Below are 14624 nucleotides of genomic sequence, written 5' to 3'. Positions count from 1 at the left end.
GCTAACGGGACTCCGCAAGGTCGGTCATGGCGGCGCGCAGGGCGGGACCATCGATCTCGCCGCTCGCCAGTTTCATCAGGATCAGGGCCGAGAGCTGGGCGCGCTCGACGAAGCTGTCGGGCCAGGCGTGCTCGGCCTCGCTGTGGATGTCGCCGCCGCGCACCCCCAGGGTGTCGACATTGGGCAGGCCGGAGGCGAACAGGTTGTTGCCCTCGCAGACCCCGCCGGACGGCTTCCAAGCGATGTCCTGGCCGAGCAGCGCGCCGGCCTCGCGCACCGCCCCGAACAGCTGCCGCTGGGCGGCGTTGAACGGCTTGGCGCCGCGGGTGACGTGGCCATGCAAGTGGGCGTGCAGGCCCTCGCCGGTCACCGAGGCGACGATCGCGTCGACCTCGCCCTCGAACCAGACCGCGTCCTGGGCGGCGGGGAAGCGGACATTGAAGCGCACCACCGCCACATCGGGCACCATGTTCAGCGGCGAACCGCCGTCGATCTTGGCGACATTGACCGTCACGCCGTCACGCTGGCCGTTGAGGGCGTGCAGGGCCTGGGCCAGACGCGCGGCCTCCATCACTGCGTTGCGGCCGGCGGCGAAGTCGCGGCCGGCGTGGGCGGCGCGGCCGTGGACGACGATGTGGAAATTGCCAGAACCCTTGCGGGCGCTGGCCAGGGCGCCGTCGGCCAGGGCCGGTTCATAGGTCAGGCCCACATGGCCCAGGCGCGCGAACTGCGCCAGGACCGGGGCCGAGGCGACCGAGCCGATCTCCTCGTCCGGCGACAGCAGCACCCGGTAGCCGACGCGATCGGCCAGCGGATGGCGCTCGAAGGCCTCCAGCGCCGCCAGCATCACCGAGATCCCGCCCTTCATGTCGGCGATCCCCGGGCCGTGCAGAGCTCCGTCCGGCCGGGTCGAGACGGTCTGGAAGCGGCTGGTCTGCGGATAGACGGTGTCGTAGTGGCCGGTCAGCACGACCTGGACCGCCGCCTCGGGCCGCACCACCACGGCGATGGCGCAGGGATGCGGCTGCTCGCCCAGCTTGCCGTCGGCGTCGATTTCGGGCGAGGCGGCCAGCGGGATGTCGGCCGGGGCGGCGGGCAGGCCCGAGAAGGCGTCGAGCAGGACCTGCCGCTGACGCTCCAGTCCGGCCAGGTGCCGGCTTCCCGAATTGATCGCGCACCAGGCCACCGCCCGGTCGATGATCAGCGGACCTTGCGCGGCCAGACGCCCCAGGACGGCGCGATCCTCGTCATTGAGTCGCATGAAGTCGTGGTCTCCCTCAGTTCAAACTAAACCAAGGGCCGCGGACAATTCGTGCTTCCTGGCTGGGGGAAACCGGACGTCCGCGCAACAGCCTTGCTCCGGACGGGCTCGCATCGGGCCGCGAGGGCGAAGTCCGGATCGCTACTGCATGCCGCGCCGAATTCCTGCGGATTCGGCGGCAGCGGGCTACTTGTAGTCCTTTCTCCACCGCACCGAAAGCTGGGTGTCGCCCTGGCTGGCGATCTTGGAGACCAGGGACAGGGCCCGCCGGATCCGCCATTCGACCTGGGCCGAGGGGCCTTCGCGGCCGCCGCCGATGATCTCGACATAGACGTCGTCGGTGACGTACTTGCCGCCGGACACGGTCATGCCGGTGGCGCTCTCGGCGAAGGACAGGCGGTCCAGGCCGGCCAGGCTGCGCAGGTTGCCGATCACGTCGAAGCCGCCGCCGCCGGCCAGCGCCGCCAGGGCCGAGGCCAGCTGCGCCGCCTCGATCGGGGTCAGGTTGGCCGCCGACGACCCGAACAGCACCTGCGACAGCACCTCGTCGCTGGGCAGCTCGGGCTTGGAGGTCAGGGTGATCTCCGGCTTGGCGGCGGTGCCCTGGATCCGCACCACGGCGGTCAGGGTGGGATCCTCGCGGGTCGCGGTCAGGTCCAGGCGGATGCGGTCGATCTGGGTGGCCAGCCGCACCGTGCCGCCGTCGTCGAACTCGAAGCGCTTGCCGGCGAAGTCGTATTCGCCGCGCACCACCCGCGCCTCGCCGGTCAGGGTGGGGCTGTTGGTCGAGCCGCCGACATGGGCGTCCAGCGACAGCTCGACATCCAGGCCGCGCCCGCGGACGAAGATCCGGCGCGGCGCCTTCAAGGTGACGTCCAGGGCCATGCCGCTGCCAGGGGCGACCTTGCGGGCCTCGACGCCCTGGTCCATTTCGTCCGGCCGGTTGCGCTCGACCACGTCCATGGTCACCACCCCGGCCGGGGTCTTGCTCTGGGCCGAGACGTCGGCCCGATCGATGGTCAGGGCCCCTACCAGCTTGACCTTGCCGTCGGCGCCGCGGTTGATCGTCGTCTGGCCGGTGGCCGTGGCCGAGGCCAGGTCGTTGTCGATGACCCGGAAGCCCTTCAGGTCCAGGCGGAAGCTGCCGACGCCGTCGCGGGCCAGGCTGATGCGGCCGGAGCCCGAGACCGAACCGCCCTGCCCGTCGCCGCCGGACGCCTGGCTGACGTCGATGGCGTTGTCGGCCAGAGCCATCTGCACCGACACGTCGCGCAGGCTGAAGCCGGTCTGGCCGTCGTCGACCCGGCCGCCCTCCAGGCTGGCCCGGCCGGTCAGGCGCGGGTCGGCCAGGGTGCCGGCCAGGGTGCCTTGGGCGTCGACCTTGCCCGACACGCTGCGCTCGGAGCTGCCCAGCAGGTCCCACAGCGGCTTGATTTCGCCCTGGGCCAGGAACTGGCCGTGCACGGCGCGGGTGCGGTCGATCGCCAGGTGGAACGGCTTGGCCGAAGCCTCGGTCGGCAGGGTCACCTCGGCTTCGGCCCGCAGACCCAGGCTGTTGGAGCTGGTGGCCGTGATCGTCATCTGGCTGTCGCGCAGCGCGCCGCGGATCTGGGCGTTCAAGGCCTGGTCGGGGCGGGACCCGCGCTCGCGGGCTCCGGCCAGGACGGCGTTGAACTCGCCCGACAGCGCCGGCCCCGCACCGTTGAGAGCGACCCGGGCGTCGATCTTGCCGGCCAGGTCGGGATTCAGGGCCGTCAGGCTGACCCCCGTCAGTTCGGCCTTCAGATTGGCCAGGTCGCCGCCGACGTCGGCGTCGAGATCGGCTTGGCCGTCGCCGACCGACAGCCGCAGCCGCGCGGCCGTGCGCGGGCCGCCGAAGCGGATCTGGGCGGCTTCGCGGGTCTTGATCTCGGTGCGGGCCATGCTCCCGGCCGCGTCCAGGCCCAGCAGATATTGCTCGCCCTCCTGGCTGAGCACGCCCGAACCGGCCAGTTTCCAGCGCCCGGCCGAGGCCTCGCCGCGGGCGTCGACGGTCAGCGGCAGGCGGGCCATGGGGCCGGAGGCCTTGATCGCCGCGTGCCGCACCTTCCACGCCCCGCCGATCACGTCGTCGGCGACGAGGTCGAGCTGGGCCATCGCCCCGCCCGCGCCGTCGGTGATCCGCGCCGCGCCCGTGACCGTGCCCTGGGGCAGGAAGGCGCCGGGCCCGACCGCCAGGGTCAGGTCGGCGGTCGCCGGACGGCCGCTGCGCAGGCTGACCCCGCCCTTGGCCTTGGCCCCGCCGGCGTCGACGTCGAGGCCGGAGAGCTCCAGCCCGCCCGGCGCGAAGCGGAATGCGGTGCGGCCGCGGGCCGGGCCATATTGGCTGCCGGCCTCGATCGACGCCGCGCCGTCGGTTCCGTCCGCGCCCTTGGCGAAGGACAGCACCACATGGGCGTTCTTCAGCGGCAGGCGCGGCACGTCGATGGCGTCGAAGTCCGCGACCAGGTCGGCCTTGGGCGCCGCCAGGGTTCCAGTGATCGCGCCGGTGCCCTTGGCCTTGCCGGCCACCTCGACCGGGCCGGCGCTGAACGGCCCGCTGGCCGTCCAGTCGAGCTTGAAGCCCAGGGCCGTTCCCGGGCCGAGCACGCCGGAGGCCCGCACCGCGGCGGCGGTTCCGTCGAGCTTGGCGTCGGCGATCGACAGGCGGTTGTCGGCCCAGTCGCCGCGGGCGTTCAGCCGGGGCGTCTTGCCCAGCAGCCGGTCCAACTCCGGCAGGCCGGAGGCGAAATTGGCGCCCCGCGCCTCGACCGACAGCAGCCAGGGCCGGTTGACCGCCTGGCTGGCCGACCAGCGGGCGCTGGCCTGGCCGGCCATGCCGGCATGGACGGGGGCCAGGGACGCGACCCTGGCCTCGCCCTTGAACGACAGCCCGCCCAGTACGCCGCGTTCGCCGGCGGCGTCGACGACCAGGTTGGGGGCGGTCACCTTGGCCGAGCGGATCAGGAAACGGCCGTCCTTGAGCCGCGCCCCTTCGAACCGGGCGGAGGGCGCGCGGCCCAGCACGGCCAGCAGGCCCTCGCCGCCGCCGCCCTCGGTCGTGGCGTCGGCCTTGATCGTCAGCTCGCCGCGCTTCCAGGCGAGGCTGGCCGGCCCCTTGGCCCGGGCCAGGCGGTAGCCGAGCCAGGACAGGTTGCGCACGTCGACCCGGCCGTCGATCGCGAAGCCCTGGTCGTCCAGGTGGAAGACGCCGTCGGCGACGCCTGCGCCCATCGTCGGCAGGGGCGTGACCTTGGAGAGGTTGGCGACTTTGGCGGTGAAGGCCAGGCCTTCGGGGCCGGTGAGCCGCTTGGCCAGGTCGGCCGGGCCGTGGGCGACCAGGTCGAGATTGGGCGCGGCGACCTTGAGGTCGAGAGCGCTGAACGCCCCGGCCTTGCGGCCGACGATCGAGAACCGGGCGCTGGCGCCGAACATCGCCGCCTCGCGCTGGGTCAGGGTCGAGGCCGACAGGTCGATGTCGCCGGAGGCCGAGCCGCCTTGCGGGCTCCAGGCCCCGCCGGCCTTGAGCGGCGTCGCCTGGCCCGATCGCGCCAGCACCGTGAACGCGCCCTGGCTGGTCGTGCCGCTGGCCTTGGCGTCCAGGTCGAACGCGCGGTCCGGGGCCAGGCCGAGCGCCCCGGCCAGGGCCCCGCCATTGGCCTCGCGCGCCTGGGCGTCGAGCAGCAGGGTCTGGTTGCGGCCCAGGTCGAAGACCAGCTTCAGGTGGTCGCCGGCGTGCATGCGGCTGAGCACCGTCAGGGCGCCCTTCTGGCCGCCGTTCCGCTCGGACTCGTAGTCGCCGCTCAGGTCGAAGTCGCCGGCCTGGCGGCTGAACTCGGGCCGGGAGGTCAGCCGCAGAGCGACGCGGTCGAGATCGACCGACAGCGGAGCGGCGCTGGACTTGCCCTTGGGGCCCAGGGTCGGGCGGCGAAGCAGCAGCACCTGGCGCGCGGCGATGGAGTCGGCGTGGAATCGGCGGCCGAACAGCTCGGCCGGCCGCCAGGCGACCTTGACGTCGGCGGCCTCCAGCCAGACGCCCTTCTCGTCGACGATGGTCAGGCGGCGGACGGCGAAATCGCTCCAGATGTCGCCGGTCAGGCCTTCGATCTTCAGGCGGCCGATGCGGCCCAGCTTCAGGCCGCTGGTCCGCGCCTCCAGGAAGGCCCGCCCCTGGGGCGTGAGGACGCCCAACCGCACCCCGCCGAGCAGGGCGGCGACCAGCACCACCAGGCTCACCGAAATAATGATCAGCCAACCGGGGCCGCCGATCTTGCGCGCGACCTTGACCACCGCCTCGGCGGCGGCTTCCGAGCTGTCTTCAGGCGGCGGCGCGGCGTCGGTCAAAAGCTCTGCCCGATGCTGATATAGATCTGGAACGCCGGGTCGCCCTGGCGCTTGTCGATCGGCACGGCGAAGTCGGCGCGGATGGGTCCGAAGCCCAGGTCGTAGCGGACGCCAAGCCCGACGCCCACCCCGAAATCCGCCCCGTTGGGCCACTTGTCGACGCCCACCGCCCCGGCGTCGATGAACGCGACCCCGCCCCAGTGGTCGGTGAACCGGTGGCGCAGCTCGACCGAGGATTCGAGCAGCGAAAGCCCGCCCTGCGGCGTGCTGGTGGTTCCGATCCGCGGCCCGATCGCCTGGTAGGAATAGCCGCGCACCGAGCCGCCGCCGCCGGCATAGAAGCGCTTGGAGGCCGGCACCTCCGGCATGGTCCCGCCCAGGATCTGCCCCGCCTTCACCCGGGCCGCCAGCACGGTGCGCGCGCCCTCGCCGAACGGCAGATAGGCCGAGCCCTGGGCCTGGGCCTTGACGAAGGCCATGGTGATGTCGCCGGTGAGGGCCGTGGGTTCGCCGCGGAACGCCACGCGCCAGCCGCGGGTGGGATCGAGCACGCTGTCGGAGCGGTCCCAGGCATAGGCGGCCAGGGTGGTCAGGGTCGCGAAGTTCTGGCGGACATTGGCGGTCCCGCCGGTCACGGCGGTGGGCGAATCGATCTGCGACAGGTCCAGCGACACGCCATAGGTGCGGTAAATGGTCGGCTGCAGCCGACGGGTCAGGTCGACGCCCACATGGGCCCCGGTTTCGAGATAGGCGTCGGTGTTGTCGCGGAAGATGGCGGTGTTCAGCTTCAGGGTCTGCTGGCTGCGCCGCCAGTGCGGCAGCGCCAGCTCGGCCTCCAGCCGGCTGTCCAGCTTGGCCAGCCTGGCGGTCAGGGTGGTGGTGTCGGCGCGATGCAGGCGGTTGTAGCGGATCCACTTGGCGTCGACGCCCGGACCGTCGGTGGTCGAATAGCCGGCGCCCAGTTCGATCGTGTGGGCCTTGCGGTCGGCCAGGGTCACCATGATCGGTCGCAACCCGTCGGCAGTGGCCTTTTCCTTTGGCGCCAGCGCCACCGACACCGTGTCGTAGACCCCGGTGTCGCGCAGCCGGCGCTCAAGCTCGGCGACGTCGTCGGGCTCGTAGACGTCGCCCGGCTTCCACGGGGCCAGCCGCTGCACCCATTCCAGACTGGAGCGCCCCTGGGTGATCACCTGGACGCCGTCGACCCGGGTCAGGTCGCCGGCGGCGATCTTGAAGGTGGGGCGCACCGTGTGGTCGGCGTGGTCGACGATCACCTCGCGCGGCTCGGCCACGGCGTCCGCATAGCCCAGCTGCTGCACCTGGGCGATCACCCGCCCTTCGGCGCCCAGGACGTCGGCGGCGCGGCCCGGCGCCCCCGGCGTCAGGTGCATGGCCGCCTGGGCGCGCTGCACGACGCCCTCGTCCGGCGCCGCGCCGCTCCAGGCCAGCCTGGGATCGGCGAAGACGAAGACCGGACCCGGGGTGATCTTCAGGATGGCGCGCGGCGGATTGGCTTCGCTGACCTCGGGCTCGACGACATAGGCGTAATAGCCTTCGGCCCGCAACACGGCGACGGCCTGGTCGCCGGCGTCGCGGGCGCGGCGCCGGGCCTCCGAACGGCTGCGGGGCGGGATCTTGGATTGCGTCATGGCCCGCTGGATCGCCTCGCGCAGCGAACGGTCGTCGACGCCGGTGACGGTCGCCGCCGGCTCTTCCGCGCTGGCGTGGCCGGCGATCAGCAAGATCGCCAGGGTCGCACCTAGGGCAAATCTCTTACGCACCAAGCCTTCAAATCCCCGCGCGGAGCGCCCCTGAACCCCTGTAGTCGCCCCCCCGTCGCGTGTCACGCGACGAAATGTATCCAAACCTGACAACCAGCCCCTTCTCTCTCGCCGAGAATGGCGCCCAAATGATGGGCAGTCGTGCACATCGGAGCGACGCGACAAGAAAAGCGCGCCTTGCGGCGATCCGACGTTCTAGGTTGGGGCGAACACGCCGCCCAATTCGGCGTGGAGGGCGGACAAAGTGGACACGGGCGTGCCGGTGAAAATCCAGACCATCGACGATACTCCCAGCCTGCCGATGACCGGGGCGGCCTATCTGCCGGGCGTCGCCTATGACGAGATGATCGCCAAGGGCGGCGACGTGCGGGCGCATTATGCGGCGCTGCAGACCCGAATCTCGACCCTCGGGGCCGGAGAGCTGGCCGATCGCCAGCGCATGCTGGAGCGGTCGTTCCTGCTGCAGGGCATCACCTTCACGGTCTACGGGGCCGACAGCGCCACCGAACGGATCATCCCCACCGACCTTTTCCCGCGCATCCTGCCGGCTCAGGAATGGGCCAAGATAGAGGCCGGGCTGATCCAGCGCCTGCAGGCGTTGAACATGTTCCTGGCCGACATCTATGGCGAGCAGCAGATCCTGATGGACGGGGTGGTGCCGCGCGAACTGGTGCTGGGCGCGCCCTCGTACCGTCGCGAGATGCAGAACGTCTATGTGCCGCACAAGGCCTACGCCAATGTCTGCGGCAGCGACCTGATCCGCGGCCAGGACGGCGAGTTCGCGGTGCTGGAGGACAATCTGCGGGTGCCCTCGGGCGTCTCGTACATGCTGGCCAACCGCGACGCCTCCAAGCGCACCTTCCCCGGCGCCTATCGCGAGGCGGGGGTGCGGCCGGTCGAGCGCTATCCCGACCTGCTGCTGGCCACGCTCAAGAGCATGAGCGCCGACTGGCGGCCGAATCCGCAGGTCGTGGTGCTGACCCCCGGTGTCTATAACTCGGCCTATTACGAGCACGCCTACCTGGCGCGACTGATGGGCGTGCCGCTGGTCGAGGGGCGCGACCTCGTGGTCCATGACAACATGGTCTACATGCGCACCACCACCGGCCTGCGGCGGGTGGACGTGATCTATCGCCGGGTCGACGACGACTTCATTGACCCCCTCGCCTTCCGCCGTGATTCGTCGCTGGGGGCGGCGGGCCTGTTCAACGCCTACCGCGCCGGCAATGTGGTGATGTGCAACGCGCCCGGCACCGGGGTGGCCGACGACAAGGCCGTCTACGCCTTCGTGCCCGACATCATCCGCTATTATCTCGGCGAGGACGCCATCCTGCCGAACATCGAGACCTTCCTGTGCCGCGAGCCGGCCCAGCTCAGCCACGTGCTGGCCAATCTCGACAAGCTGGTGGTTAAGGCCGTGGGCGCGTCGGGCGGCTACGGCATGCTGGTCGGGCCGCACGCCTCGGCCAAGGAGCGGTCCGACTTCGCCGACGCCCTGCGGGCCGACCCGGCCAACTATATCGCCCAGCCGACCATCCAGCTGTCGACCGCCCCCTGCCTGGTCGACGGGCGGATCGAGCCGCGCCACGTCGACCTGCGGCCGTTCATCCTGTCGGGCGAGAAGACCGTGGTCACCCCCGGGGCCCTGACCCGCGTGGCCCTCAAGCGCGGCTCCCTGGTGGTCAATTCCAGCCAGGGCGGCGGATCGAAGGACACCTGGGTGCTCGCCGAAGAGGCGCCGACCAACGGCGCGGGAGGGCACGCATGAGGCCCGGTTCCCTGACGAAAAGAGGCGTCGATGATGCTCGACTTGTTTAGCAAGGGGGTGCTCGCATGATGCTCGCCAGGGTCGCCGACAGCCTCTACTGGCTGGGCCGCTACATGGAGCGGGCCGAACACCTGGCGCGGCTGTCGAGCGTCATGCTCAACGCCACCCTCGACCAGACCGACGCCGGGGCCCAGGCGGTGTGGATCGCCCTGTCGGCGGTTGGCAAGACCGAGATCGGGGCCGTCGCCCCGTTCGAGGCCGCGCGCTCGCTGGTCCTCGACCGGGCCGACCCCAATTCGGTGGTCTCGTCCCTGGCCCGGGCCCGCGAGAACGCCCGCCAGGTCCGCGACCAGATCACCACCGAGACCTGGGAGCGGCTGAACCTGCTCTATCTGAAGGTCACCGACGAGCGGGCCGGGCGCGAGTTCGCCGACGGGGCCGACAACTTCCTGCACGACATGATCTCCGACGTGCATCTGTTCAAGGGCGCGGCCGACGCCACCATGAGCCATGGCGAGAGCTGGCGGTTCATGATGGTCGGCATGTACCTGGAGCGCGCCCAGCTGGTCTCCAGCCTGCTGGAGGTGTGCTTCGCCGAGGGTCCGGGTCGCGAGATCAACGACCACATCGCCCTGGTCAGCCTGCTGCGCATGGCCTGCGCCCTGGAGCCCTATCTGCGGGTCTACACGGCCGAGATCGAGCCGCGGCACATCCTGGAGTTCCTGGTCTTCGACGAGGACTTCCCGCGCTCGATCCGCTTCGTCACCTCGCGCATCGAGGAGCACCTGGCGGTCCTGGCCCGCCACACCGAGGCCAACGGCCGCACCGGTCCGGAACGCCTGGCCGGGCGACTGAAGGCCCGGCTGCAGTTCGCCGATCTCGACGAGTTGCAGGCCCAGGGGGCCAGCGCCCTGCTGACCACCGTGGTCAACGAATGTTCGCGCATTCACGAGGCGATCTATGAGACCTTCGTCGCCTATCCCCTCGAAATGCGCCTTCCCGCCTAGGCCCAGAAAGACGTTCCCGTGCTGCTCGAGATCCGCCACATCACCCAGTATCACTATGAGCGGCCGGTCCGCGAAAGCCTGATGGAGCTGTGGATGCAGCCCCAGAAGGGCGCCCGCCAGCGGCTGGTCAGCTTCGAGCTGGAGATCGAGCCGGCCGCCCAGGTGTTCTCCTACGCCGACAGCTTCGGCAACGCCGTCTACCATTTCGACGTCCCCCAGCCGCACGACGGCCTGACCATCATCGCCCGCTCGGCGGTCGAGACCGAGCCGGTGCACGAGCTGCCGACGGCCCTGGACATGGGCGAGTGGGAGCGGCTGAAGAGCGGCTTCGTGCGCGGCGAGTGCTTCGACTATCTGCAGCCCCACGGCTTCGTGCGGGTCACCCCCGCCCTGGAGACCTTCATCGCCGAGCACGGGATCGACGAGCTGCGCCGGCGCGACCCGTTCTCGGCGGTCCAGGCCCTGTGCGACACGCTCTACAAGGCCTTCGAGTACCAGCCCGGGGTCACCGACGCCGACAGCCCGATCGACCTGGCCCTCAGCGCCGGCCGCGGCGTTTGCCAGGACTTCGCCCACATCATGCTGGCCATCTGCCGCGCCTGGGGCGTGCCGGCCCGCTACGTCTCGGGCTATCTGTTCACCGACCGCGAGGCCGGCGACCGCTCCGATCCCGACGCCACCCACGCCTGGGTCGAGGTGTTCCTGCCCAGCTATCGCTGGATCGGCTTCGACCCGACCAACAATGTCATGACCGGCGAGCGGCACGTGGCGGTGGCGGTCGGGCGGGACTATGGCGACGTCACCCCGTCGCGCGGCGTCTACAAGGGCGATTCCGAGAGCCACCTGGCGGTCGGAGTCTCGGTGCGGCGGGCCCGCGCCGCCCTGGCCGAGCCGGAGTTCCTGCGCCTGCCGCGGCCCTCGACGCCGTTCGGCTCCAACCGCCGCCGGGCCAACGCCGACGCCATCCGCGAGCACCAGCAGCGCCAGCAGCAGCAGCAGTAGGTCAGCCTAAACCGCGAACACGTGGACCCGGCGGGCCGACAGCGTCACCTCGCCGGTGAAGTTGGCCGCCTCGTCGCGGGCGGCGCAGATCTCGATGTGGCGGCCGTCCGGCAGCCGGGCGTCGACCTGGGCCAGCGGCCCCTGGATGACCACGCGCTGGACCTGGACCGGGAAGCCGCCGGCCTCGAGCACGAAGTCGTGCGGCCGCACGAAGGCCACGGCCGGGCCGTCGACGGTTTGGGCCGCCGGCAGCGCCACCGGCCCGGCGGTGAATCGGCCGCCCGACACTGTGCCCTCGAAGCGGTTGGCCTCGCCGACGAAGCCGCAGACGAAGGGCGAGGCCGGATCGTCGTGCACCTCGTGCGGCGTGCCGATCTGCTCGATGCGGCCGGCGTTGAGGATCGCCACCCGGTCGGCCAGCTCCAGCGCCTCTTCCTGGTCGTGGGTGACGAAGATGGTGGTGACGCCGGTGGCGTCGTGCACCCGGCGCAGCTCCTTGCGCAGCGACTTGCGCACCGTGGCGTCCAGAGCCCCGAACGGCTCGTCGAGCAGCAGCACGCTGGGCTGCACGGCCAGGGCCCGCGACAGCGCCACCCGCTGGCGCTGGCCGCCCGACAGCTGCGAGGGATAGCGACCGCCCAGGCCGTCCAGCTCGACCAGCTTCAGCAGCTCCTCGACCCGGGCCTTGATCTCGGCCTTGGACGGCTTGTCGCCGCCCTTGCGGACGTCCAGGCCGAAGGCGATGTTCTTGGCCACGGTCATGTGCTTGAACAGCGCATATTGCTGGAACACGAAGCCCACCCGGCGGGCGGCGGCCGAGGCGAAGGTGACGTCGCGGTCCTCGAACAGCACCTGGCCCTGGTCGGGGAACTCCAGGCCGGCGATGGTGCGCAGCAGGGTGGTCTTGCCCGAGCCCGACGGCCCCAGCAGCGCCAGCAGCTCGCCGTCGGCGATCTCCAGGTCGACCTTGTTCAGCGCCGGATAGCGGCCGAACTTCTTTTCGACGGAACGGATGGAGATGGTCATGGGGTCGTTTCGTTCCGGTCTGTCAAAACGTTGTCAGGCGAGGCGGCGATGGCATGGGCGCGCCCCTAGTGCCCGCCGCCGCGCTTGACCGCGGGCTGGGCGATCTCGAGCAGGCTCTTGAGCGCCAGGGTCACCACCGCCAGCAGGCAAAGCAGGGCCGCGACTGAGAAGGCGGCCACGAAGCTGTATTCGTTGTAGAGGATTTCCACGTGCAGCGGCATGGTGTTGGTCAGGCCGCGGATGTGGCCGCTGACCACCGACACCGCGCCGAACTCGCCCATGGCCCGGGCGTTGCACAGCAGCACGCCGTACAGCAGGCCCCAGCGCACGTTGGGCGCGGTCACCCGCCAGAAGGTGTAGATCCCCGAGGCGCCCATCGAGACGGCGGCCTCCTCCTCGGCCACGCCCTGCTCCTGCATCAGCGGGATCAGCTCGCGGGCGATGAACGGGAAGGTCACGAAGATCGTCGCCAGCACGATGCCGGGGGTGGCGAAGATGATCTTGATGTCGTGGTCGATCAGCCGCTCGCCGAACCAGCCCTGCATGCCGAACACCAGCACATAGATCAGGCCGGCGACCACCGGCGACACCGAGAACGGCAGGTCGATCAGGGTGATCAGCAGCGGCTTGCCCGGAAACTCGTGCTTGGCGATCGCCCAGGCGGCGCACAGGCCGAAGACGACGTTGAACGGCACGGCTATGCCGGCCGCGATCAGGGTCAGCTTGATGGCCGCCACGGCGTCGGGATCGGCGATGGCCTGCAGGGCCGGGCCCAGGCCCTTGCGCAGCGCCTCGACGAACACCACCGTCAGCGGCAGGATCAGCACCAGGCCCAGGAAGGCCAGGACCAGGCCGATGACGACGATCTTGGCCCAGACCGGATCCTCGGTCGGGTGGCGGGCCTTAGACGCTTGGACGGGGGACGCTGGGACGGCCATCAGGCGAACCTCCGGGCCCAGGCCTGGACCGCGTTGATGACCAGCAGCATCAGGAACGACACGCCCAGCATCACCAGGGCGATGGCCGCGGCGTTGGCGTATTCGAACTGCTCCAGCTGGATGATGATCAGCAGCGGGGCGATCTCCGACTTGTAGGGCATGTTGCCGGCGATGAAGATCACCGAGCCGTACTCGCCCACCCCGCGGGCGAAGGCCAGGGCGAAGCCGGTCAGCCAGGCCGGGCCCAGGGCTGGCAGGATGATCCGGACGATGGTGGCCAGGCGCCCGGCCCCCAGGCTGGCGGCGGCCTCCTCGACGTCGGCCGACAGGTCGCGCATCACCGGCTCCAGCGTGCGGACCACGAACGGCAGGCCGATGAAGGTCAGGGCGATGGTCACGCCGACCGGGTTGTAGGCGACCTTGATCCCCAGCGGGGTCAGGACCTGCCCGATCCAGCCGTTGGGGGCGTAGAGGGTGGCCAGGGCGATGCCGGCCACGGCGGTGGGCAGGGCGAACGGCAGGTCGACCAGGGCGTTGACCACCGCCTTGCCCGGAAAGTCGTAGCGGACCAGGGCCCAGGTGGTCAGCACCCCGAACACCCCGTTGATCACCGCCGCCACGAAGGCCGCCCCGAACGTCAGGCGATAGGCGGCCACCGCCCGCTCCGAGAACGCGGCGGCCAGGAACTGGGCCGGCGACAGGCTGGAGGCCTTGATGGCCACGGCCGACAGCGGGATCAGCACGATCAGCGACAGGATGGTCAGGGTGACGCCCAGGGTCAGGCCGAAGCCCGGAATGGCCGAGCGGCGGCGAAACAGCGGCCGGCGGACGGCGGGCGGCCTGGGTCCGGCGGGGGGCGCAGGGGAACGGGGCGCGGAAATCGTTTCGGCGGTCATCAGGTGATCGTCGTCCAGCATCCGGCGGGGCTCCGCACGGAGCCATGAAGACAGGAACGCGCCAGGCCGCCGAACGGCGCCCGGACGCGGTGAAGTTGGCTCGGCTTAAATCCCCACCACGCCAGTGGGGTCAACAGAGTTAGCCAAACGCGCCTTGCAGAAAAACTCTCGCGGACCGTAGCACCCTCCCGCGTTGCGCGCGCGCCATGGCGCAGGCGCATTTCGACCGCCTCACGCGGCTGACCGCTGAGGGAATGGAAAGGGTCGCGGAGCGCCGGACGACGTCCGGAGTGTTTGAGTGAGTACCGTTTCGACGAAGCCGATCGCTCCGCGCGCTCGTTTTCCGTCCGCGTCCGGTAGGCGGCCCTGTTAAGGCCTAGCCGGACTCCGGAACCCGCCGTTTCCGACGGGCTCCGGCGACGAGGGCGCGGATCTTCGACACACGCGCTTTATCCTCGTCGACGCCGACGGCGGGCGGGGCCTGCAACGCCAGGCTCCCCGGACACGCTGAAGTAACCCCCTCCAGCCCAGTCCCGCTCGATCGCCCCCCGCCGCCGCATCGGTCGCTGGCCATGCGCCCTTT

Annotated in this window: 9 protein-coding genes; 3 read left to right on the top strand and 6 right to left on the bottom strand. The window is 70.9% G+C overall.

Features of this window, described 5'->3' with window-relative positions; translation table 11 throughout:
• Position 1 precedes the first annotated feature (1 nt).
• The 3 genes from ACIPQB_RS12700 to ACIPQB_RS12690 all read right to left on the bottom strand — a co-directional run bounded on the left by ACIPQB_RS12700 (position 2) and on the right by ACIPQB_RS12690 (position 7404).
• On the bottom strand, positions 2–1261 hold the full coding sequence (locus ACIPQB_RS12700) for a hydrolase (protein ID WP_446485599.1): 1260 nt from the start codon (positions 1259–1261) through the stop codon (positions 2–4).
• Positions 1262–1447: 186 nt separating this feature from the next.
• Positions 1448–5623 (bottom strand): translocation/assembly module TamB domain-containing protein, encoded by a 4176-nt coding sequence (locus ACIPQB_RS12695; RefSeq protein WP_446485598.1) that lies wholly within the window; start codon positions 5621–5623, stop codon positions 1448–1450.
• Entirely contained in the window at positions 5620–7404 is a 1785-nt protein-coding gene (locus ACIPQB_RS12690) for an autotransporter assembly complex protein TamA (RefSeq protein ID WP_446485597.1), read from the bottom strand. The genes ACIPQB_RS12695 and ACIPQB_RS12690 overlap by 4 nt, the downstream gene beginning before the upstream one ends.
• A 256-nt stretch (positions 7405–7660) precedes the next feature.
• On the opposite strand from ACIPQB_RS12690, the gene ACIPQB_RS12685 reads away from it, so the two are divergent.
• The 3 genes from ACIPQB_RS12685 (at position 7661) to ACIPQB_RS12675 (ending at position 11181) form a co-directional block, all read left to right on the top strand.
• Complete coding sequence (locus ACIPQB_RS12685; protein ID WP_446485596.1) at positions 7661–9172, top strand: circularly permuted type 2 ATP-grasp protein; 1512 nt, start codon at positions 7661–7663, stop codon at positions 9170–9172.
• A gap of 65 nt (positions 9173–9237) precedes the next feature.
• On the top strand, positions 9238–10179 hold the full coding sequence (locus ACIPQB_RS12680; protein WP_446485595.1) for an alpha-E domain-containing protein: 942 nt from the start codon (positions 9238–9240) through the stop codon (positions 10177–10179).
• 18 nt (positions 10180–10197) lie between these two features.
• Positions 10198–11181: a transglutaminase family protein gene (locus ACIPQB_RS12675; protein ID WP_446485594.1), complete on the top strand. Its 984-nt coding sequence runs from the start codon at positions 10198–10200 to the stop codon at positions 11179–11181.
• Between the two features lie 6 nt (positions 11182–11187).
• On the opposite strand, the gene ACIPQB_RS12670 is transcribed toward ACIPQB_RS12675, so the two are convergent.
• The 3 genes from ACIPQB_RS12670 to cysT form a co-directional block, all read right to left on the bottom strand.
• Entirely contained in the window at positions 11188–12207 is a 1020-nt protein-coding gene (locus ACIPQB_RS12670; RefSeq protein WP_446485593.1) for a sulfate/molybdate ABC transporter ATP-binding protein, read from the bottom strand.
• Positions 12208–12272: 65 nt separating this feature from the next.
• Positions 12273–13145: a sulfate ABC transporter permease subunit CysW gene (gene cysW, locus ACIPQB_RS12665; RefSeq protein ID WP_446485592.1), complete on the bottom strand. Its 873-nt coding sequence runs from the start codon at positions 13143–13145 to the stop codon at positions 12273–12275.
• Entirely contained in the window at positions 13145–14041 is an 897-nt protein-coding gene (gene cysT / locus ACIPQB_RS12660) for a sulfate ABC transporter permease subunit CysT (RefSeq protein ID WP_446485774.1), read from the bottom strand. The genes cysW and cysT overlap by 1 nt, the downstream gene beginning before the upstream one ends.
• Positions 14042–14624 lie beyond the last annotated feature (583 nt).

This window comes from Caulobacter sp. LARHSG274 (assembly GCF_052871235.1).
This window is presented reverse-complemented; position numbering and strand designations above follow the sequence as displayed.